Origin of the sequence: Nitrospirillum amazonense (assembly GCF_029594735.1) — a bacterium.
Classification (GTDB): domain Bacteria; phylum Pseudomonadota; class Alphaproteobacteria; order Azospirillales; family Azospirillaceae; genus Nitrospirillum; species Nitrospirillum amazonense.
Map to the genome: position 1 here is coordinate 1042536 of NZ_JARPAF010000002.1, position 20057 is coordinate 1062592.

Below are 20057 nucleotides of genomic sequence, written 5' to 3' on the forward strand. Positions count from 1 at the left end.
AACCAGGCGGCGGCGCGGACGCCCAACGCCTGATGTCGGACGAAACCCCGCATAAGGCCCAGAAGCCGGGGAAAATCCGCGTGGACCAGGCCCTGGTGGAACGCGGCCTGGTGGAAAGCCGCGCCCGGGCCCAGGCCCTGGTGCTGGCCGGCCTGGTCTATGCCGACACCTTGCGCATCGACAAGCCCGGCCAGACCATCCCCGCCGACAAGCCCCTGATCTTGAAGGGCCAGGACCATCCCTGGGTGTCGCGGGGCGGGCTGAAACTGGTGCATGGCCTGGATCATTTCGGATTCGATCCGACGGGCGTGACCGCCATCGACGTGGGCGCCAGCACCGGCGGATTCACCGACGTGCTGCTGACGCGGGGGGCGGCCAAGGTCTATGCCGTCGATGTGGGCCACGGCCAGCTGGCGTGGAAGCTGCGCACCGACCCGCGCGTGGTGGTCATGGAAAAGACCAACGCCCGGCACCTGACCGCCGATCAGATTCCCGACCCCATCGGCATGGTGGTGTGCGACGCCAGCTTCATCGGCCTCGCCACCGTGCTGCCGGCCGCCCTCGACCTGGTCCAGCCCGGCGGCCGGCTGGTGGCCCTGATCAAGCCGCAGTTCGAGGTGGGCAAGGGCCGCGTGGGCAAGGGCGGCGTGGTGCGGGAACCCGAACTGCACCAGGAGGTCTGCGACGCCGTGGTCGCCTGGCTGTCCGCCCGCCCCGGCTGGACGGTCCTGGGCGTGGACCCCAGCCCCATCTTGGGCCCTGAGGGCAACAAGGAATTCCTGATCGGCGCCCGGCGCGACTGACGCCCCGCCGACTGACGTCCCGCCGACTGCCGCGCCACCGCCTGCCGCGCGCCAATGGGGGGCTCAGTGCGGATCGAGAAGCGCCAGCGCGTCGGCCGCGGAGGCGGTGACCCGCACCTGGCCCTGGCCATCCGTGATGGTCACCCTTCCGTCGGGCGTGTCACGCAAGCCCCGCAGCAGGGCCTCGCGTCCGCCGGCCTCGGGTGAGGCCCGCTTGCGCCGGCCCAGCTGGTTCGCGGCCTCGATCAGGATGGAGAAGCCGATGGCGGCGTAGAGGTAGCCCTTGGGGATGTGCAGGCCCAGGCCCTCCGCCACCAGGCTGAAGCCGATCATCAGCAGGAAGCCCAGGCCCAGGATGATGACGGTGGGGTGGCGGGAGATGAAGGCCATCAGCGGCTTGGACGCCACCAGCATGACGCCCATGGCGATGCAGACGGCCGCCACCATGATGGGCAGCTCATCCACCATGCCCACCGCGGTGATGACGCTGTCCAGCGAGAACACCGCGTCCAGCAGCACGATCTGCACCACCGACCGCCAGAAGGCATTGGCGGCGGCGCCGGGCTTGGGGGCTTTGTGCCCCGCGCCCCCCTCGAGCCGTTCATGCAGCTCCATCGTGCCCTTGGCCAGCAGGAAGGCACCACCTAGCACCAGGATCAGGTCGCGTCCCGACAGGGCGAAACCGGCCACGCTGAACAGCGGCTGGGTCAGCGTCACGATCCAGGAGATGGAGAACAGCAGCAGCAGGCGCATGATCAGCGCCAGCGACAGGCCCACCAGGCGCACGCGGTTGCGCTGCTCCGCCGGCAGCTTGTCGGCGACGATGGCGATGAAGACCAGATTGTCGATGCCGAGGACGACCTCGAGGGAGACCAGGGTCAAGAGTCCGAGCCAGACGCCGGGATCGGCAAGGAAGTCCATCAATGGGGCCTGTTCGTTGTGAGCTTGTCAGATAGGGACGATTTGTCGCACCTGCCAGGGCAAGTCGCATGAATTCAAAAGAAAACCCCCGGCCCAGGTGTCCAGGCCGGGGGTTCGCTTCTCATCAGCGTCAGCGGGCGGCGCCGTTGACGCTGAGGTCCGGCATCATCAGCACCTGTTCCTGCCGCTTGGCGGCGCGGACCATGGGCTGCACCATGTCCAGCAGGGGGCCGTAGTCGGCCAGCACCTTCTCCGCTCCGCGGGCCTGGGCCACGCTGGCCATCTCCGCCGCCGCCTTGCCGTTGAACAGGTCCAGCACCATCTCGTACCCGCTCTTGGGCCGGGGGAACTGGACGATGTGCAGATCGGCGTTGCCGGGAATGCCCGCCACCTGCCGCACCTGCTGCAGGGCGATGTCATAGCCGCCCAGGGCGTCCACCAGGCCCAGGTCCTTGGCCTGGCGCCCGGTGTAGACGCGGCCCTTGGCCAGCTCGCGCACTTTGTCGATGTCCAGCTTGCGGCCCTTGGCCACGCCCTCGGTGAACTGGGCGTAGATGGCGTCCAGCATGGCGTCCTGGCGGGCGGCCTCGCTGTCGGTGTAGGGGCTGGCCGGGCTCCAGATCGTGGCGTTGGCGCCGCGCGTCACCTGGTCCACGCCCACACCCAGCTTGTCGGCCAGGCCCTTGGCCACGAACTTGCCGCCCAGCACGCCGATGGACCCGGTCAGGGTGCCCGGCAGGGCGACGATGCGGTCGGCATCCATGGCGACCCAATAGCCGCCGGACCCCGCCACGTCGCCCATGGAGATGACGACCGGCTTGCCGGCCTTGCGCGCCCGGTCCACGGCGTGGCGCACGGTCTCCGATCCCACGGGGCTGCCGCCTGGGCTGTTCACCCGGAACAGGATGGCCTTGACGTTGGACTGTTCGATGGCGGTGTCGAAGGCGTCGGCGATGCGGTTGGCGGCGAACGACGGCTCGTCATTGAAGGCGCCGCCGTCCTTGCCGCCGCGCACGATCTCGCCCTCGCCCACGATCAGGGCGACGGTGGGGCCCTGGGTGTAGGCGCTGCCGGCGATCTTGCCGTAGGTCAGCAGGTCGACCGTGTCGGCGCCGGCGGCCTTGCCGCCCGCCCGCTCCTTGGCGGCGGTCTCCACCTCATCGAAATAGCCCAGCTTGTCCACCAGCTTGGACGCCAGCGCCTCGCTGTCCAGCAGGGGGGCGTGGTCGATGGCGGCCTTCACCGCGTCGGGGTTCAGATGGCGGCCATCGGCGATGCTCAGCACCATCTGGTCATAGATGTCGCCGGCCAGGCTTTCCGTCATTTCGCGGTTGGCGGGGGTGGCCTGCTTCTCGGCGAACATCTCGGCCGCCGTCTTGTAGTCGGCGCGCTTTGAGATCTGCGGCTGGACCCCGATGTTGTCCAAGGCGCCCCGGAAGAAGGTCTGGGTGACGGCGATGCCGGTGATGCCCACCGTGCCCACCGGTTGCAGCCACACCTGGTCAAAGGCGCTGGCGAGGTAATAGGGGGTCATACCGCTGCCGGCGTCGCCGTAGCTTTCGGCATGGATGTAGGCGAAGCGGCCGGTGGCGCGGAAGCGGGCGATGGCGTCGCGCAGTTCCTGCGTGGTGCCGATGCCTTGGCTGGCGTTGCCGACCTTGGCCACCAGGCCCTTGACCTTGGGATCGCGGCCGGCCTGCTCCAGCGCGTCGATCACCTCACGCACGCTGCCGCGGCGGCTGTTGATAAGGCTGGACCAGCCGTCCTCGCCCGGCGCCTCCGCCAAGGGGCGCTCGAAGTTGAACTCCAGCACCACGGACTGGGGCAGGGTGGGTTGCTTGTCCTTCGCCTTGATGGCCAACAGGATCAATCCCGCGGTCAGCAGGACCCCGAACAGGCCGATAAGGGCGAACAACCGGACGATGAAACGCATGAACGCGGTTCCTGGAAGCCGTAAAATCCGGCTGCCATACCACCACAGCGCGTGAGGCTTGCCAAGGCGGCCGGGCGGTAGGGCCCGCTTAGGCGGACCCATGCCCGTCTGTGCCTTCATGTCTATGCCCACCCTTTCGGCCTTTCGGCCGAGGCCGGCGTTGGCGAAGCGGGGAAGGAAGGGGTAAGGTCCGCGCTCATGACGTCCCCCCATTCCGCATCGCCCGGCGGCATCGTCGCGCTGGAAATCCCGCCGCCCGACCCGGTGGCGGCCTACGCCCGGCTGGCCCATCTGCCCCGGCCTTTCCTGCTGGACGGCGGCGCCGCCGATGCCGCCCGCGCCCGCTACAGCTATGTCGGTGCCGATCCGCAGGCCTGGGTGGAGTGCGCGAATGGCGCTGTCACCGTGGACGGCCAGCCAGCCGGGGCTGACGCGTTCGACACGCTGGGCGCCCTGCTGAGGGCCGGCCGCGCCCGGCTGGGGGACGCGACGCCGCCCGATGGCCTGCCGCCCTTCCGGGGCGGGGCAGTGGGTTTCCTGGGCTATGAACTGGGCGGGCAGCTGGAGACGCTGCCGACGCCCCGGGACGACGGTATCGCCCTGCCGGACATGGCGGTGGGCTTCTACGACCGCATCGTCGCCATCGACCATGCCGCGGGCCGCGCCTGGGTCCTGTCCGCCCACCGGGCGGAAGCGGAGGAGTGGCGGGACCTGCTGGGGACCCCGCGCCCGGCGGTCACGGCGGGGGAAGGGCCCTGGCTGGCCGCCCCCGGCTGGCGCGCGGGCTGGAGCCGGACGGATCACGAGGCCGCCGTGGCCCGCACGGTGGACTACATCGCCGCCGGCGACATCTACCAGGCCAACATCACCCAGCGTTTCCTGGGGACGCTGGCGCCGGAGGTAACGCCGCTGGACCTTTACGTCCGTCTCCGCACCCGCGCGGCGGCCCCTTTCTCCGCCCTGCTGGATCTGGGCCCAAAAGGCGGAGAGGCCCGCGCCGTGGTGTCCGTGTCACCCGAACGTTTCCTGGCGGTGGATGCGGAGGGGCGGGTGGAGACGCGGCCCATCAAGGGCACGCGGCCGCGCGACGCCGATCCCGTGCGTGACGCCGCCCTGGCGGCGGAGCTGCTGGCCTCGGCCAAGGACCGGGCGGAAAACCTGATGATCGTCGATTTGATGCGCAACGACCTGTCGCGCGTAGCGGTGGTCGGATCCGTCACCGTGCCCACGCTGTGCGGACTGGAAAGCTATCGCACCGTGCATCACCTGGTCAGCGTCGTGACGGCGCGGCTGGCGCCCGGCGTCGATGCCATCGACCTGCTGCGCGCCACCTTCCCCGGCGGCTCCATCACCGGGGCGCCCAAGATTCGCGCCATGGAGATCATCCATGAGCTGGAGCCGGCGCGGCGCGGGCCCTATTGCGGCTCCGTCCTGTGGCTGGGCTGGGATGGCGCCATGGACAGCAGCATCATCATCCGCACCCTGGCCATGGGGGCGGGACAGGTGGTGGTGCAGGCCGGCGGCGGCATCGTCGCCGACAGCGACCCGGCGGCGGAATATGAGGAAAGCCTGGTCAAGGCGCGCGCCCTGCTGACGGCGCTGGACCCTGCCATGGCTTGGCCGCCGCCTAGGGCGATGGCTGGGCCGGAACCGGGGAGCGAGGCGGCATGACGGGCCTGGTCTGGCTGAATGGCGGCCTGCTGCCGGCGGCGTCCGCCGGAATCGGCGTGGCCGATCGGGGCTTCCTGCTGGGTGACGGGTTGTTTGAGACGTTGCGCTGGCGGGACGGGGCCGTGGTGCGGCTGGACGCCCACCTGGCCCGCCTGGCCCGGGGTGCGACCGTGCTGGGCCTGCCCCTGCCGCCGCTGGCCACACTGGCGGCCGCCCTGGCCGACACGGCCGTCGCCAACGACCTCACGGACGGCTCGCTGCGGTTGACGGTCAGCGCCGGGCCGGGCGCCCGCGGCTTGCCGCGCCCGGCCGTTCCGGTGCCCACCCTGCTGGTCACGGCCGCGCCGGGGGAAACCCCGCTGCCGCCTGCACGGGTGGTGACCGCCACCGTCACCCGCCGCAATGAGCATTCGCCCCTCAGCGGCATCAAATGCCTGAACTACCTGGACCAAATCCTGGCGCGCACTGAGGCGATGGCCCGTGGCGCGGACGATGCCGTGCTGCTCAACACCGCCGGGGAGGTGGCCTGCGCCACCGCCGCCACGCTGTTCGCGATGGTGGATGGCGCCCTGGTGACCCCCCCGCTTCCGTCCGGCGCCCTGCCGGGTACCCGGCGTGCAGCGGTTCTGGCCGCCCTGGGGGGGGAGGAGCGGACCCTGGCGCCGGCCGACCTGTCGCGCGCGACAGAGGTGTTCCTCACCTCCAGCCTCATGGTGCGACCGGTGGTGGCGCTAGATGGCCAGGCGGTAGGCGACGGTCGGCCGGGGGCTATGGCCGCTGCCGCCCTGCGGCGCACCTGATGCATTTTGCATGGAATGACGCAATGATCGCGGCTGGCCCTATCCTAAGGGTGCGATGCGAGATGCATCAACAGGGCGTACCTCGTAAGGCTTACGGCAAAGGAGGTAAAATTGCCTTGCGCGGCGAATTACCTTAAGAGACGGAAATTATTGGGTTTTGATGTTTGTCGCGCGGTTTGGTCCACCCTTGGCACGACGGGTGCTTATAACCAGGCATGAACCAACCGGGGCCGCTGAAGCCCCCACCGAACCGATAGGAACCTCATCATGATCCGCATCGCCGCCGCCGCCGCTGTTGTCGCCCTGTTCGCCGCCGCCCCCGCTTTCGCCGCCGCCGGCGCGTCGGGCACCATCCAGCTGAACAGCTCCGTCGCCCAGACCTGCACCGTGGCCGTCACCGACGCCGGCGCCACCCTGAACATCCTGTCCGGCTCCAGCAACGTCGCCGTCGGCAGCGTGGTCGAGAACTGCAACGACGGCGCCGGCTACACCATCACGGTTGCCTCTTCCAACAACGGCACGCTGAAGTCCTCCGCCACCGGGGCCCAGGCCATCAGCTACACCACCAGCTATGACGGCACCAACGGTTCGGGCAGCAGCTTCGCCGTCACCCGCTCGGGCGCCCAGTTCAACAAGACCTCCAACGTTTCCGTGACCGTGCCCGCCAATGCCCAGGCCATCGCCGGCAGCTACGCCGACACGCTGACCATCACCATCGCCGGCAAGTAAGCCGCCAGCGACGGTCACATCAGGCCAAGGTTCGGAAGAGGGCGCCCCCACGCCGGGGCGCCCTTTTCGTATCCGCATCCTGGCGGACTGCAAATACTAATGCATTGATTCTGTTGGATATTTGAAAGATGGAACGTTGCAGATCGCAATGACGCTTCCACCTAGATCAATGACCGCGTCGGGATTAATCCTTTATATTGTAGTAATATCAACGTGTTAATGGAATGATTCGGGTGCGCGGCGAACTTGGCACTCGATTTGCTTATATCGAAAGCATCAAGCAAACGGGCAACAAGCCCAGCCGAACCGATAGGAACTTCGTCATGATCCGCTTCGCCGCCGCCGCCATCGTTGCCGTCCTGTTCGCCACCCCGGCCCTGGCCGACACCTCGGGCAGCATCAAGCTGAGCGGCACCGTGGCCCAGACCTGCACCGTGGCGGTGACGGACGCCCAGACCCAGCTGAACATCCTGGCCGGTTCCAACAACGTCACGGTCGGCAGCGTGGTCGAGACCTGCAACGACGGCGCCGGTTACACCATCACCGTCGCCTCCGCCAACGGCGGCAGCCTGCGCGGCACCACCCCGACGGTCCCGCCCGTCAGCTACACCACCATCTATGACGGCCAGTCCGGCACCGGCAGCGTGAACGTCACCCGCTCCAGCGCCCAGTTCGGCAAGACCGCCACCGTCGCCGTGACGGTCCCGGCCAATGCCCAAGCCATCGCCGGCAGCTACAGCGACACCCTGACCATCACCATCGCCGGCAAGTAAGCCCGCAAGGGTCCGCCCCCAAACAGAACGGCCCCGCCTGTCCTCCAGGCGGGGCCGTTGCTGTTCTTGCGAAGCCAAGCGGCGAGCGTCGTCGCTCGACGCCAGAGGGACCTACTTAAGGGGCCTACTTATAAGCCCTGAAGCGCAGCCAATGGTCGGCCAGCACGCAGGCCATCATGGCCTCGCCCACCGGCACGGCGCGGATGCCGACGCAGGGATCGTGGCGGCCCTTGGTCAGGATATCCGTCTCGTTCCCATGCACATCCAGGGTGCGGCGGGGGGTGAGGATGGAACTGGTGGGCTTCACGGCGAAGCGGACCACGACGTCCTGGCCTGTGGACAGGCCGCCCAGGATGCCGCCCGCATTGTTGGACAGGAAGAGGGGCTTGCCATCAGGGCCGGCCCGCATCTCGTCCGCGTTCTCCTCGCCCGTCAGTTCGGCTGCGGCGAAGCCGGCGCCGATCTCCACGCCCTTGACCGCGTTGATGGTCATCATGGCGCGGGCCAAGTCGCTGTCCAGCTTGTCGTAGATGGGCTCACCCAGGCCGGCCGGCACGCCGGACGCCACCACCTCGACCACCGCGCCCACGGACGACCCGTTCTTGCGAATGCCGTCCAGGTAGGCGGCCCATTCCTCCGCCGTCCCGGCGTCGGGGCAGAACAGGGGGTTCTGGTCCACCTGACCCCAGTCCCAGCGCGCGCGGTCCACCTTGTGCGGACCTACCTGTACCAGGGCGGCGCGGATGGTCACGCCACCCGGCACCGCCTCCAGCACCCGGCGGGCGACGGCGCCGGCGGCCACGCGGGCCGCCGTCTCGCGCGCGGAGGAGCGCCCGCCGCCGCGATAGTCGCGGATGCCATAGCGCTCCCAATAGGTGTAGTCGGCATGGCCCGGCCGGAACTTGTCCTTGATGTCGCCGTAGTCCTTGGACCGCTGGTCTTCGTTCTCGATCATCAGGCAGATGGGCGTGCCCGTGGTCTTGCCCTCGAACACGCCTGACAGGATGCGCACCGTGTCCGGTTCGCGTCGCTGGGTGGTGAAACGCGACTGCCCCGGCCTGCGCCGGTCCAGGAAGGCCTGGATCCAGGCCTCGTCCAGGTCCATCAGGGGCGGAACGCCGTCCACCACGCAGCCCAGCGCCACCCCATGGCTTTCGCCGAAGGTGGTGAAGCGGAACTGGGTTCCGATGCCGTTACCGGCCATGACCGCTTACCCTTCCGACTTGACCAGGCTCTGCAGCAGGGCCGAGGTCTCCGCGGCGCTGTCCACCGCCAGCATGCCCACGGTGTGGTAGCCGCTGTCGACATGGTGCACTTCGCCGGTAACGCCGCTGCCCAGGTCGCTCAGCAGGTAAAGGGCGGAGTTGCCGACCTCACCGATGGTGACGTTGCGCTTCAGGGGGGCGTTCAGCTCGTTCCACTTCAGGATGGCGCGGAAGTCGCCAATGCCGCTGGCCGCCAGGGTCTTGATGGGGCCGGCGGAGATGGCGTTGACGCGGATGTTCTGGGGGCCCAGGTCGGCCGCCAGGTAGCGCACGCTGGCCTCCAGCGCCGCCTTGGCGACACCCATCACATTGTAATGCGGCATCACCCGTTCGGCGCCATAATAGCTGAGGGTCAGCAGGCTGCCGCCGTTGGTCATCATCGGCACCGCCCGCTGGGCGATGGCGGTGAACGAGTAGCAGGAAACATCCATGGTCAACGCGAAGTTAGACCGTGAGGTGTTCAGGTACAGGCCGTCCAGCTCGTTCTTGTCGGAAAAGCCGATCGCATGCACCACGAAGTCCAGGGTCCCCCACTGTTCCTTCAGGGTCGCGAACACCGCGTCCATGCTGGCTTCGTCGGTGACGTCGCAGGGCAGAACGTGGGGCACGCCCAATTGCTCGGCCAGGGGCTTCACGCGCTTGGCCAGCGCGTCGCCCATGTAGGTGAAGGCCAGCTCGGCCCCCTGGGCGGCGACCGCCTTGGCGATGCCCCAGGCGATGGACCGGTCATTGGCAACGCCCATAATCAGGCCGCGCTTGCCGGCCATCAGGGTCCCAGTGGCGGGCCCGGGGGCGGGGGTTGCCGTCGAAATGGTCATCCGTCTCTCTCCGGAAAATTAGGCGCGCATCCTACACGAAGCGGTTTTGCGGTCAAAGGCTGGGCGCCCTATATCTGCGCACACCTAGAATACACGCGCGAAAGGTCTTCCCTTGGCAGTTTTACGTTTCGAAGCCTTGGTGGGGGCGGCGTCCCATGACTGAAATGCGAACCCAATCCACGGCCTGGGCCCGGCTGACCGACCGTCTGCCACAGTCGGTGCAGCACTTCATCCTGGCCTTCGTCGGGGTCACCAGCTATGCCGTCCGCCGCTTCTATCGCGACAACTGCCTGCAGGCGGTGGGCTCGCTGACCTACACCAGCCTCTTGGCGGTGGTGCCGCTGTTCACCGTGGGCTTCGCCATTTTCCAGGCCTTCCCCGCCTTCCAGAAGCTGCGGGCGGAGGCGGAGATGCTGCTGCTGGAAAACCTGGTGCCCCAGGTGGGGGAGAACCTGAACGACCGCCTGCATGAGTTCGTCAGCAACGCCGGCACCATGACGGGCGTGGGCGTGCTGGGCCTGGCGGTCACGTCCATCCTGCTCTTCTTCTCCATCGAGGGGGCATACAACGCCATCTGGCGCAGCCGTGAGCGCCATTCGGTGCTGGTGCGGGTGCTCTCCTTCTGGGCGGTGCTGACCATGGCGCCCCTGCTGCTGGGCGTCAGTTTGTCGCTGTCCTCCGTCGCCGTCTCTTATCTGGGCGCCGAAGGCTCGGTGGTGGTGGAACTGGTGCGCCGCGTGCTGCCCGGCCTGCTGGAGACGGCCTTCTTCGGGCTTACCTACCTCGCCATTCCCACCCGGCCGGTGCGCTGGCAGGACGCCCTGGTGGGCGGCGTGGTGGCCGGCGTCGCCATGGAGGTGGCGAAGGTTGGCTTCGCCCTCTACATCGGCCAGGTTCACACCTACACCACCATCTATGGCGCCCTGTCGGTGCTGCCCACCGTGCTGCTGTGGCTGTACCTGGTGTGGTGCCTGATTCTGTTCGGGGCGGAGGTGACGGCGGCCCTGCCGGAGTGGCGCTCCGGCCGCATCACCGAGATGGGGCCCGCCGGCCTGTCGCCGGCCCAGCGCCTGGTGGTGGCCCTGGCCATCCTGCGGGAACTGATGCTGGCCGCCCGCGACGGCCATGCCCTGAAGCGCGCCGACGTCATCGCCCGGGTGCCGGTGGGCGCCGTGGCGGTGGACGGCATGCTGGAGCAGCTGTGCGCCGCCAACTGGACCATCCGCACCGCCGACGGCGCCTGGGTCGCCACCCGCGACCTGCACGACGCCACCCTCAGCGACCTATACTTGGCGCTGGACTTCGGCATGTGGGGTGACCTTCTGTCCGTGGGCCATCTGCAGGCCCCCTGGCAGCGCAAGGTGCACGGCATTTTCCAGCAGGTGCGGCACGATGCCGGCGCCGCGATGGAAACGCCCTTGGCCGACCTGCTGGCCTCCGACGCCGGGCCGGCCGAGCCTGGGACGACCGAGCCTGGGACGGCCCAGCTCGCGGCGGAAGAGCGCATGCGGGTGGCGGCCCAGCCCCCGGGACGCTAAGTCCCTACACGTCTTTCCACCAGACAGGAGGCCGACATGGCCACGACCATCACGTTGCGCTCCGCCATCGACGGGTTCGAGTTCACCGCCCTGCATGCCGAGCCCGAGGGGGCCCGCCAGGGCGGCGTCATCGTCATCCAGGAGATTTTTGGCCTGGATTCCTACGTGGCCGAGGATGTGGCCCGCTGGGCGGCGCTGGGTTTCGAGGTTATCGCCCCCTCCATGTTCGACCGCCAGGAGAAGGGTTTCGTCGCCGGGCATGACGAGCATGGCTTCGCGGTCGGTCGCCAATACGCCCAGGCCAATGGTGCGGAGAACCCGGTGGCCGACGTCCAGGCCTGCGTCGACGCGCTGAAGGCCAAGGGCCCTGTTTTTCTGGTGGGTTATTGCTACGGCGGCACCGTCGCCTGGCGCGCGGCCGCCACGGTCCAGGGCCTGGCGGCGGTGTCCAGCTATTACGGTGGCGGTCTGGCCGGCCTGGTGAACCTGAAGCCCCTCTGCCCGGTCATCTGCCATTTCGGCCGCAAGGACCAGCACATCCCGGCCGACCAGGTGGCGGAGGCCCTTCAGAAGGCGCACCCGAACGTGCCGGTCTACATCTATGAGAACTCCGGCCATGGCTTCAACAACGACGGCCGGCCCGAGTCCGATCGTGAGGACGCGCAGGTGGCCCGCAAGCGCACGCTGGATCTTTTCCGCGGCAACAGCGGCCGGTGACGGCGGCCCGGCAAGAATACAAACGGGAGTTGGACATGCTGACACGACGCAAACTGGGCCGGCAGGGCCTGGAGGTATCATCGCTGGGCCTGGGGTGCATGGGCATGACCCACGCCTATGGCAGCCCGGATGACGCGGAATCCATCGCCACCCTGCACCGCGCCATCGAGCTGGGCTGCACCTTCCTGGACACGGCCGAGGTCTACGGTCCCTACACCAATGAGGAACTGCTGGGTCGCGCGCTGGAAGGCCGCCGCGACCAGGTGCAGATCGCCACCAAGTTCGGCTTTGTCATCGGCGAGGGCAAAGGGCCGCTGAGCGGCACCGATAGCCGCCCGGAGCATATCCGCGAGGTCGTCGAGGCGTCGCTGAAGCGCTTGCGCACCGACCGTATTGACCTGCTATACCAACACCGCGTCGATCCCAACACGCCCATCGAGGACGTGGCCGGCACGGTCAAGGACCTGATCCAGGAGGGCAAGGTGCTGTATTTCGGCCTGTCGGAGGCCGGGTGCGACACCATCCGCCGAGCGCATGCGGTACAGCCGGTGACGGCCCTGCAGAGCGAATATTCCCTGTGGGAACGGAACCTGGAGCAGGACGTGCTGCCCCTGCTGACCGAGCTGGGCATCGGCATGGTGCCGTTCAGCCCCCTGGGGCGCGGCTTTCTGACGGGCATCGCCAAACGGGCGGAGGAGTATCCGGAGAGCGACTACCGCTCGAAGAACGATCCCCGGCTGCAGGGCGACAATTTCGACGCCAACATGTGCTTGGCGGAATTCGTGCGCGACGTCGCCCAGGGCTACGGCGCCACGGCGGGGCAGGTGGCGCTGGCCTGGCTGCTGCAGAAGCGGCCGGACATCGTGCCCATCCCCGGCACCAAGCGCCGCAAATACCTGGAAGAGAATCTGGCCGCCGACGCATTGAAATTGTCGGCGCAGGATGTGGCGCGCCTGGACGCGGCGCTGGAGACCTACCAGGTGGCCGGCCCCCGTTATGTGGAGCGTGCCATGGCCATGGTGGATCGCTGAGGTGACATGAAAAAGGCGGGCGCCGCGAGGCCCCGCCCTTTTCGCTGTTCCCCCAGGCGCCGGCCTCAGATCAGGCCGGCCTTGCGCCGCACATCGTACTCATGGGTCTTGCCCCACTTCTCGATGAAGGCCTGAAGTTCGGCATCCGGCCGCTCGGGCAGGACCACGGTCAGCTTCACATACTGATCGCCCTGGGTGCCGCGCTCGGGATTGGCGACACCCTTGCCCTTCAGGCGCAGGGTGGTGCCGGAATTGGCAGGCTTGGGCACCTTGACCTGCACGGCACCATCCAGGGTCGGCACCTTGATGGTGGCGCCCAGCAGCGCTTCCTGCAGGGTGATGGGCACGTCCAGGTGGATGTCGTCCTCCCGGCGCACGAAGTAGGGATGGGGGGTGACGTGCACCTCGACAATGGCGTCGCCGGCCCCGGCGCCGCCCAGCCCCGCCAAGCCCTGGCCCTTCAGGCGCAGCTTTTGCTGGTCCTGCGTGCCAGGCGGGATGTTGATGTCGATGCTCTTGCCCGTGGACAGGCTCAGGCGCCGCTTGGCGCCCAGGCAGGCCTCGGTGAACGGCACGGTGACGGAATAGGCCACATCGCTGCCGCGCGCCTTGACACCGCTGCCGCCGCGTTTGCGGGCGGCGCCGAAGATATCGGCGAAGGGATCGTCCTCATAATCGAAGTCGCCCGAGCGCCCGGCGCCGGCATAGGCGCGGCGGAAGGAACGGTCCGGCCGCTCGGCGCCGCTGGCGTCGATCTCGCCCCGGTCATAGCGGGCGCGCTTGTCCGGGTCGGACAACAGGCTGTAGGCGCCGTTGGCTTCCTTGAACTTCAGCTCGATATCGGCCCGGCCCGGGTTCAGGTCGGGGTGGTACTGCTTGGCGAGGCGGCGATACGCCTGCTTGATGTCCTCAGCGCTGGCGCTGCGGCCGACGCCAAGGATTTGGTAGGGATCGCGCATGGTCGCACTATCTATTGCCGGTCTGCCCCCACAATATGCGCAACGCGCGCGCGGCTTCAAGCATGCGGGGACCGGCTATTTTGGGGATCGGGGCAGCCCATGCACAAACCCCTGGCCGCGCGATCGCGGCCAGGGGTTCGCGTCAAGGCCCGCAAAGGGCGGCAGGATCAGTTCTCGCTGACGATCTTCCAGCTGCCGTCCGGCTGCCGGCAGGCGGTGCCGTAGCCCTGCTGCTTCTCCCCGCCGACCACGATGGTCTGCTGGAATTCGCGGCAATAGGCGCCGTCGCCGCGGGTGCCGTCGCGCACTGGCGTCACGATGACCTGGTGGTCGTTGTTGGGGTTGTTCCACACGATGGGCTGGCCCACGGGGGCGCTGTAAGCCATCTGCGTGTTGCGTTCCATGGCGGCGCGGTCGGCATCGTCCATGCGCTTGCCGATGGAGCTGCCCGCCAGGCCGCCCAGCAGGACGCCCAGGCCGGTCAGGGCCAGCTTGCCGCCGCCGTGGCCGAACTGCGAACCGATCAGGCCGCCGGCGGCCGCACCGCCCAGCATGCCCACGGTCTGGTTCTTGCCCCCGGTGGTGTCGCAGGCGCTCAACAGGACGCTGGACGCCATCAACGCGATGATGACTTTCTTCATGATTCTTAGTCCTTCTTTCCTCTCCTGCGGCCGCGCCTTCCTGGCGGCCTGGCTTTGCGCAAATCCGGTCCCGCATCCCCTGACCATACCCGCGTCTACCCCTTATCAGGGCGTCCGCCAATGACCTGGGGCAATCAACCAACCCTAAATCACAGGACGGCGTGCGGGTCGTCCATGCGGCGTCCTGCGTGGACAAGGATGTAGTGTGGCGTATGGTAGGCGGCAATTCCGGCATATCTATGACACGGATTACCACCATGGATTTTGTTGTCGCACCCGATCCTTACGCGTTGTTCCAATCCTGGCTGGACGAGGCATCGCGGACCGAACCCAATGACCCTAACGCCATGTCGCTGGCCACCATCGGTGCCGATGGCATCCCGGCAGTACGCATCGTGCTGCTGAAGGGCCTGGATGACGGCGGCTTCGTCTTCTACACCAACACGCTCAGCCGCAAGGGCCGCGAACTGGCCGCGCATCCCGTCGCCGGCCTGTGCTTCCACTGGAAAAGCCTGCGCCGCCAGGTGCGGGTGGACGGCCGCGTCAGTCCGGTGACGGCTCAGGAGGCCGACGACTATTACCGCGTGCGGCCGCGCGGCAGCCAGATTGGTGCCTGGGCGTCGGCGCAGTCACAGCCGCTGGACAGCCGGGCGACCCTGGAACGTCGCGTGGCGGAGGAGACGGCGCGCTTCGGCGAGGGCGACATTCCCCGTCCGCCGCACTGGTCCGGCTATCGCGTCACCCCGGTGCGGATGGAGTTCTGGCAGGATCGGGAGTTCCGCCTGCACGACCGCCTGGTCTATACTCGGGATGCTGAGGACAAGGGCTGGACGACGGAACGCCTCTACCCATGAATGTGACGGCCAAGGTGCAACCGGAATCGCCCGACGGTGCGGGGGAGGGCGATGCGGACGGACGGTGGCGCCGCGGCGCCACCTATGCCAGCGTCACCGTGGCTGCCATCCTCATCGCCGGCAAGTTTGGCGCCTATCTGGCCACCAATTCCGTCAGCATCCTGTCCTCGCTGATCGACAGCAGCGTGGACGCGCTGGCCTCCGTCATCACCCTCATCAGCGTGGCCCGGGCCCTGAAGCCACCGGACTCCGCCTTCCGTTTCGGCCATGGCAAGGCGGAACCGCTGGCGGCCCTCTTCCAGTCCGCCTTCATTGTCGGATCGGCCCTGTTCCTGGGATACGAATCGCTGGGCCGGCTGTTCGAACCCCGGCCGGTGGGCGACATCAGCGTGGGCCTGTGGGTCATGGCCGCCGCCATCGTGCTTACCTTCGTGCTGGTGCTGTTCCAGCGCTGGGTCATCCGCCGCACGGCCTCGCTGGCCATTGGCGCCGACAGCCTGCACTACAGCGGCGACATGCTGCTGAACGCCGCCGTCATGGTCTCGCTGCTGCTGGGCCGCTGGACGGGCCAAGCCTTCTGGGATCCCTTGTTCGGCCTGGGTATCGCCGCCTTCCTCGTCTGGGGCGCGGTCGGCATCTCGCGCACGGCGCTGGACGTGCTGATGGACCGTGAGCTGCCCGACGTCGACCGTACCCGGGTGGTCGACCTGGTGAACGCCCATCCCGCGTCGCGCGGCTTGCACGACCTGCGCACACGCTCCACCGGTTTGGGCCAGCACATCGAGTTCCACCTGGAACTGGACAGCCATTTGACGCTGACTGAGGCGCATGACATCACCGACGAGATCGAATCATCCCTGCGCGCCGCCTTTCCCAATGCGGAGGTCACCATCCATCAAGAGCCGGCCGGCCTGGATGATGAGCGGCTGGACCATCGCCTGCGTCCCCGCCGCCGGTAAAACGGTGGTGCGGGTCTGAATTTCAAGGGGGCTTTCCCACTGGATAGGGTACCCCTTAAAGTGTGGTTGTGCGTTCGCGGGGCGAACATCACTTGACAATCCCTGTGCACTTGTGCCCAAGCGCGTTCCTTCCTGTGCGAGACGTCACAGACCTCTGTTCAAGGACGGGTTAGCTTGGCCGCGATGGAATTCGGGGCTTTGGTTTATGGGTTTCACCGTTACCTTCTGGGGCGTCCGCGGGACTGTCCCCTGTCCGATGGCCAGTCATCTTGAGTATGGTGGCAACACCAGCTGTATCGAGGTGACGGCGGGCGACCGAACGCTCGTACTGGATGCCGGCACCGGCCTGCGGTCGCTGGGCAAGAGCCTGCGAGCACGCGGCATCAACGATGTCACGCTGCTGTTGACCCACACCCATATCGACCACATCAACGGCTTCCCGTTTTTTGAGCCGTGCTACAACACCGACTTTTCCATGCGGGTGATGGCGGGCCACTGCCAGGGTGCGCACTGCATCCAGTCCGTCATGGAAAAACCCATGGATTCCTGCCTGTTCCCCGTGCCGCTGCAGAAGCTGCGCGCCTCGCTGGTGTTCGAGGATTTCCGCCCCGGCGCCACCCTTGACCTGGGCGACGGCATCACCGTCCACACCGCCCGCCTGAACCACCCGGGCGGCGGCACCGGTTATCGCATCGACTACGACGGGCGCAGCTTCTGCTACGTCACCGATACCGAGCACGACCCCGACCGCATGGACGCCAACGTCCTGGGCCTGATCCAGGGCGCGGACCTGGTGGCGTACGACTGTTCCTATACCGATGAGGAATTCGCCGGCCGCCGGGGCTGGGGCCATTCCACCTGGCGGGAAGGCGTGCGCCTGGCCCGGGCCGCCGGCGTCGGACGACTGTGCCTGTTCCACCATGATCCCGACCATGACGATGTCCGCATGAGGGCCATCGAGGCCGAGGCGCAGCAGGAATGGGCGCAGTGTTTCGCCGCGCGCGAAGGCATGCAGGTGGACATGGCGGCCCTGGCCACGCCCAAGAAGGGCGCCGAGGCTGCGGCCTAATCACATCTATCTGATTCCCTAGGCCTATTTCCCGCTTGCCGGTCGGGCGCTCGCGCTGTAGCGCTGGGCCCCATGACTCTGCTGATCCTCGTCACCTTCGCCGTCGTCTACTTGGGCATGGCCATCGGCCACCTGCCCCGGCTGAAGGTGGACCGCACCGGCATCGCCATGCTGGGGGCCATCGTCCTGCTGGTGGCGGGCGCGGTGACGGAAGGGGCGGCCATCAAGGCCATCGACTTCCCCACCCTGTTCATCCTGCTGGGGCTCATGATCCTGTCGGCGCAGTTCGCGCTGTCGGGCTTCTACGATTGGTGCGCCTGGCGCCTGGCCAACGTGCCGTGGAGGCCGGAGGCGCTGCTGGCGGCCGTGGTGGTGGTGGCGGGCGGCCTGTCCGCCCTGCTGGCCAACGACGTGGTGGTCTTCGCCATGACGCCGCTGCTGTGCGCGGGCCTGCGGGCGCGGGGGCTGGACGCGCGGCCCTATCTCATCGCCCTGGCGGGGGCCGCCAACGCCGGGTCCGCCGCCACTGTCATCGGCAACCCGCAGAACATCCTCATCGGCCAGCTGGGCCATCTTGGTTTCTGGCATTTCCTCTTCGCCTGCGGCGTGCCCGCCTTCCTGTCGCTGGTCATCGTCTATTGGGTGGTGGCGCGGGTGTGGCGGGGTCACCTGTCCGACGGCCAGGCCCAGGCCCTTGTGGATCGTAAGGAAGGGCCCCCGGACGCACCCCGGGCCTGGCAGCTGTCCAAGGGGCTGATCGGGGTCGTGGTTCTGCTGGTGGCCTTCACCACGCCCTTTCCCCGCGACGTCGCGGTGCTGGGCATTGCCGGCTGCATGCTGGTCAGCCGCCGCTTCGCCAGCCGTGACATGCTGGGTCTGGTCGACTGGCACCTGCTGGCCCTGTTCGCCGGCCTGTTCATCCTGACGGGCGCCCTGGCCGACACCGGGCTTCCCGGCCAGCTGGTGGATCAGCTGGCGGCGTCTGGCCTGGCGCTGGAGCGGCTGCCCTTCCTGGGCGCCTTCTCCGTCCTGGCCAGCAACAGCATCGGCAACGTGCCGGCGGTGGTGCTGCTGATGAAGGTGTGGGCCCACCCGCCAGAGGGCGCGCTCTACGCCCTGGCCCTGTTCTCCACCCTGGCCGGCAACCTGTTGCTGCCCGGCAGCCTGGCCAACATCATCACCGTGGAGCGGGCGGCGGCGGCGGGCGTGACCCTGGGCTTCCGCGACCACGCCCGCTGCGGCGTGCCCATGACCGTGCTATCCCTGCTGCTGGCCACGGTGTGGCTGCTGGCGATGGGCTATATCGCGGCGGTGTGAGGGGATGGCGATGCGGCGGCTGGTAATGATGGGAATATGCCTGGCGCTGGGCGCCTGCGCCTACACGGGTGACCGGCGCTGGAACGTGGACATGGCCCTGCTGACCCGCGACCACCCCTCGCTGGCGCAACAACAGGCCCTGGTGCGGGAAAAGGAACAGCATTTCCCCGAGACCCTGCGCGCCTGCGTCGCGGCCAACGAGCCTGAGCGCCTGGCGGACCTGGACGCGGGCCGGGGTTATCCCATCTCAGACTGGCATGTGGGCAGGGCCCACGACGCCGTGCTGGCGTGCATGCGCGACCAGGGCTGGGTCACCACGTCCACAAGCCGCCTGTCGCCTTAAAGGGTCGATCAGGGGGTGTCCGGCCCCAGCGCCAGGTTGTCGATCAGGCGGGTGCGGCCCAGGAAGGCGGCGACCAGGGCGCGGGCGGGGCGGTCCACCCGCTCCAGCGGCGCCAGCGTCCCGGCGTCGACCACCGCCACATAATCGATGCGGGTGAAGCCGGCGGCCGTCAGTGTTTCCGTCGCCTGGGTGATGGCCGGGGCCACGGGCCGGCTGCCATCACCCAGGGTATCGCGCAACTGGTTCAGGACACGGCTGATGGCGACGGCCTGCTGGCGTTCCTCCGCCGAGAGATAGCGGTTGCGGGACGACAGGGCCAGGCCGTCGGGTTCTCGCACCGTGGGCACGCCCTCGATGCGCACCGGGATGTCCAAGTCGGCCGCCAGGCGGCGGATGACGGCCAGCTGCTGGTAGTCCTTCTGCCCGAAGCAGGCGACGTCAGGCAGGGCCTGCAACAGCAGCTTGGTCACCACCGTGGCCACGCCCTGGAAATGGCCGGGGCGGAAGTGGCCCTCCAGCGGCACGGCCACCGGCCCGACATCCACCGTGGTGGTGAAGCCGGGCGGATAGATGGCCTCCACCCCCGGCGCGTACAGCAGGTCGCAGCCGGCACCGGCCAGCAGGCGGGCGTCACCGGTCTCGTCCCTGGGATAGCGGCTGAAGTCCTCGTTGGGCCCGAACTGGGTGGGGTTCACGAACACGCTGGCGACCACGCGGTCGGCCAGTTCGCGCGCGCGCTTCACCAGGGTCAGATGCCCCTCGTGCAGGGCGCCCATGGTGGGCACCAGGCCCACGCGCAGGCCTTCCTTGCGCCAGGCGGCGACGCGGGCGCGCAGCTCCGCGGGGGTGCGGACGATGGCCAAGGGGCCAGTGGAGGAAGAAGCGGGGGGCGGGGCCATGGCGGCAGTGTCCGTGC

20 protein-coding genes are annotated in these 20057 nt (G+C 68.3%); 13 read left to right on the forward strand and 7 right to left on the reverse strand.

Annotation, left to right across the window (positions count from 1 at the left end; genetic code table 11):
• Positions 1-32: 32 nt before the first annotated feature.
• Positions 33-803 carry a TlyA family RNA methyltransferase gene (locus P5F91_RS10905; protein ID WP_145613856.1) on the forward strand — a complete coding sequence of 257 codons (771 nt, stop codon included), beginning with the start codon at positions 33-35 and terminating at the stop codon, positions 801-803.
• Between the two features lie 63 nt (positions 804-866).
• On the opposite strand, the gene P5F91_RS10910 is transcribed toward P5F91_RS10905, so the two are convergent.
• Positions 867-1724, reverse strand: coding sequence for a TerC family protein (locus P5F91_RS10910; RefSeq protein WP_145613855.1), 858 nt, complete (start codon positions 1722-1724; stop codon positions 867-869).
• 130 nt (positions 1725-1854) lie between these two features.
• Positions 1855-3657, reverse strand: coding sequence for a signal peptide peptidase SppA (gene sppA / locus P5F91_RS10915; RefSeq protein ID WP_186455034.1), 1803 nt, complete (start codon positions 3655-3657; stop codon positions 1855-1857).
• A 198-nt stretch (positions 3658-3855) separates the two neighbouring features.
• Here sppA and pabB point away from each other — a divergent pair, with 198 nt between their 5' ends.
• The 4 genes from pabB to P5F91_RS10935 all read left to right on the forward strand — a co-directional run bounded on the left by pabB (position 3856) and on the right by P5F91_RS10935 (position 7630).
• On the forward strand, positions 3856-5328 hold the full coding sequence (gene pabB / locus P5F91_RS10920; RefSeq protein ID WP_277907192.1) for an aminodeoxychorismate synthase component I: 1473 nt from the start codon (positions 3856-3858) through the stop codon (positions 5326-5328).
• A complete protein-coding gene (locus tag P5F91_RS10925) occupies positions 5325-6128 on the forward strand; it encodes an aminotransferase class IV (RefSeq protein ID WP_145613852.1) in 804 nt (267 codons plus the stop codon). The genes pabB and P5F91_RS10925 overlap by 4 nt, the downstream gene beginning before the upstream one ends.
• Positions 6129-6395: 267 nt before the next feature.
• Positions 6396-6857, forward strand: a complete 462-nt coding sequence (locus P5F91_RS10930; protein ID WP_145613851.1) for a Csu type fimbrial protein — start codon at positions 6396-6398, stop codon at positions 6855-6857.
• Positions 6858-7180: 323 nt separating this feature from the next.
• The gene (locus tag P5F91_RS10935) at positions 7181-7630 is read left to right on the forward strand and encodes a hypothetical protein (RefSeq protein ID WP_145613850.1); all 450 of its coding nucleotides are present in this window, start codon (positions 7181-7183) and stop codon (positions 7628-7630) included.
• 124 nt (positions 7631-7754) lie between these two features.
• Here P5F91_RS10935 and aroC read toward each other — a convergent pair whose 3' ends face one another.
• Together aroC and fabI are read right to left on the reverse strand one after the other, a co-directional pair.
• Positions 7755-8834 carry a chorismate synthase gene (gene aroC, locus P5F91_RS10940; protein ID WP_145613849.1) on the reverse strand — a complete coding sequence of 360 codons (1080 nt, stop codon included), beginning with the start codon at positions 8832-8834 and terminating at the stop codon, positions 7755-7757.
• A gap of 6 nt (positions 8835-8840) precedes the next feature.
• The gene (fabI, locus tag P5F91_RS10945; RefSeq protein ID WP_198924784.1) at positions 8841-9713 is read right to left on the reverse strand and encodes an enoyl-ACP reductase FabI; all 873 of its coding nucleotides are present in this window, start codon (positions 9711-9713) and stop codon (positions 8841-8843) included.
• Between the two features lie 155 nt (positions 9714-9868).
• On the opposite strand from fabI, the gene P5F91_RS10950 reads away from it, so the two are divergent.
• From P5F91_RS10950 to P5F91_RS10960, 3 genes are read left to right on the forward strand one after another with little or no spacing between them, the layout of a single operon-like run.
• Complete coding sequence (locus P5F91_RS10950; protein WP_145613848.1) at positions 9869-11251, forward strand: YihY family inner membrane protein; 1383 nt, start codon at positions 9869-9871, stop codon at positions 11249-11251.
• Between the two features lie 36 nt (positions 11252-11287).
• A complete protein-coding gene (locus P5F91_RS10955) occupies positions 11288-11968 on the forward strand; it encodes a dienelactone hydrolase family protein (RefSeq protein WP_145613847.1) in 681 nt (226 codons plus the stop codon).
• A gap of 35 nt (positions 11969-12003) precedes the next feature.
• Complete coding sequence (locus P5F91_RS10960; protein ID WP_145613846.1) at positions 12004-12999, forward strand: aldo/keto reductase; 996 nt, start codon at positions 12004-12006, stop codon at positions 12997-12999.
• Between the two features lie 65 nt (positions 13000-13064).
• Here the strand turns inward: P5F91_RS10960 and P5F91_RS10965 are convergent, their stop codons facing one another.
• Together P5F91_RS10965 and P5F91_RS10970 are read right to left on the reverse strand one after the other, a co-directional pair.
• Entirely contained in the window at positions 13065-13958 is an 894-nt protein-coding gene (locus P5F91_RS10965) for a DnaJ C-terminal domain-containing protein (protein ID WP_040842530.1), read from the reverse strand.
• A 167-nt stretch (positions 13959-14125) separates the two neighbouring features.
• Positions 14126-14599 (reverse strand): RT0821/Lpp0805 family surface protein, encoded by a 474-nt coding sequence (locus P5F91_RS10970; protein ID WP_088870945.1) that lies wholly within the window; start codon positions 14597-14599, stop codon positions 14126-14128.
• 257 nt (positions 14600-14856) lie between these two features.
• Between P5F91_RS10970 and pdxH the strand changes: the two genes are divergently transcribed.
• The 5 genes from pdxH to P5F91_RS10995 all read left to right on the forward strand — a co-directional run bounded on the left by pdxH (position 14857) and on the right by P5F91_RS10995 (position 19141).
• Positions 14857-15453, forward strand: coding sequence for a pyridoxamine 5'-phosphate oxidase (gene pdxH / locus P5F91_RS10975; protein ID WP_145613845.1), 597 nt, complete (start codon positions 14857-14859; stop codon positions 15451-15453).
• Complete coding sequence (locus P5F91_RS10980; RefSeq protein WP_145613844.1) at positions 15450-16412, forward strand: cation diffusion facilitator family transporter; 963 nt, start codon at positions 15450-15452, stop codon at positions 16410-16412. The genes pdxH and P5F91_RS10980 overlap by 4 nt, the downstream gene beginning before the upstream one ends.
• Positions 16413-16617: 205 nt before the next feature.
• A complete protein-coding gene (locus P5F91_RS10985; RefSeq protein ID WP_277907193.1) occupies positions 16618-17481 on the forward strand; it encodes an MBL fold metallo-hydrolase in 864 nt (287 codons plus the stop codon).
• A 72-nt stretch (positions 17482-17553) separates the two neighbouring features.
• On the forward strand, positions 17554-18798 hold the full coding sequence (locus P5F91_RS10990) for an ArsB/NhaD family transporter (protein WP_145613842.1): 1245 nt from the start codon (positions 17554-17556) through the stop codon (positions 18796-18798).
• A 25-nt stretch (positions 18799-18823) separates the two neighbouring features.
• Entirely contained in the window at positions 18824-19141 is a 318-nt protein-coding gene (locus P5F91_RS10995) for a hypothetical protein (RefSeq protein WP_277907194.1), read from the forward strand.
• An 8-nt stretch (positions 19142-19149) separates the two neighbouring features.
• Here P5F91_RS10995 and panC read toward each other — a convergent pair whose 3' ends face one another.
• Positions 19150-20040, reverse strand: coding sequence for a pantoate--beta-alanine ligase (gene panC / locus P5F91_RS11000; protein WP_422394476.1), 891 nt, complete (start codon positions 20038-20040; stop codon positions 19150-19152).
• Positions 20041-20057: the final 17 nt, after the last annotated feature.

Coding starts and splice junctions, on each gene's coding strand:
- P5F91_RS10935 (WP_145613850.1), top strand. CDS start 7,181: ATGATCCGCTTCGCCGCCGCCGCCATCGTTGCCGTCCTGTTCGCCACC.
- P5F91_RS10960 (WP_145613846.1), top strand. CDS start 12,004: ATGCTGACACGACGCAAACTGGGCCGGCAGGGCCTGGAGGTATCATCG.
- P5F91_RS10980 (WP_145613844.1), top strand. CDS start 15,450: ATGAATGTGACGGCCAAGGTGCAACCGGAATCGCCCGACGGTGCGGGG.
- P5F91_RS10970 (WP_088870945.1), bottom strand. CDS start 14,599: ATGAAGAAAGTCATCATCGCGTTGATGGCGTCCAGCGTCCTGTTGAGC.
- P5F91_RS10985 (WP_277907193.1), top strand. CDS start 16,618: ATGGGTTTCACCGTTACCTTCTGGGGCGTCCGCGGGACTGTCCCCTGT.
- pabB (WP_277907192.1), top strand. CDS start 3,856: ATGACGTCCCCCCATTCCGCATCGCCCGGCGGCATCGTCGCGCTGGAA.
- fabI (WP_198924784.1), bottom strand. CDS start 9,713: ATGACCATTTCGACGGCAACCCCCGCCCCCGGGCCCGCCACTGGGACC.
- P5F91_RS10905 (WP_145613856.1), top strand. CDS start 33: ATGTCGGACGAAACCCCGCATAAGGCCCAGAAGCCGGGGAAAATCCGC.
- P5F91_RS10925 (WP_145613852.1), top strand. CDS start 5,325: ATGACGGGCCTGGTCTGGCTGAATGGCGGCCTGCTGCCGGCGGCGTCC.
- P5F91_RS10965 (WP_040842530.1), bottom strand. CDS start 13,958: ATGCGCGATCCCTACCAAATCCTTGGCGTCGGCCGCAGCGCCAGCGCT.
- pdxH (WP_145613845.1), top strand. CDS start 14,857: ATGGATTTTGTTGTCGCACCCGATCCTTACGCGTTGTTCCAATCCTGG.
- P5F91_RS10950 (WP_145613848.1), top strand. CDS start 9,869: ATGACTGAAATGCGAACCCAATCCACGGCCTGGGCCCGGCTGACCGAC.
- panC (WP_422394476.1), bottom strand. CDS start 20,040: ATGGCCCCGCCCCCCGCTTCTTCCTCCACTGGCCCCTTGGCCATCGTC.
- P5F91_RS10995 (WP_277907194.1), top strand. CDS start 18,824: ATGATGGGAATATGCCTGGCGCTGGGCGCCTGCGCCTACACGGGTGAC.
- P5F91_RS10930 (WP_145613851.1), top strand. CDS start 6,396: ATGATCCGCATCGCCGCCGCCGCCGCTGTTGTCGCCCTGTTCGCCGCC.
- aroC (WP_145613849.1), bottom strand. CDS start 8,834: ATGGCCGGTAACGGCATCGGAACCCAGTTCCGCTTCACCACCTTCGGC.
- P5F91_RS10955 (WP_145613847.1), top strand. CDS start 11,288: ATGGCCACGACCATCACGTTGCGCTCCGCCATCGACGGGTTCGAGTTC.
- sppA (WP_186455034.1), bottom strand. CDS start 3,657: ATGCGTTTCATCGTCCGGTTGTTCGCCCTTATCGGCCTGTTCGGGGTC.
- P5F91_RS10990 (WP_145613842.1), top strand. CDS start 17,554: ATGACTCTGCTGATCCTCGTCACCTTCGCCGTCGTCTACTTGGGCATG.
- P5F91_RS10910 (WP_145613855.1), bottom strand. CDS start 1,724: ATGGACTTCCTTGCCGATCCCGGCGTCTGGCTCGGACTCTTGACCCTG.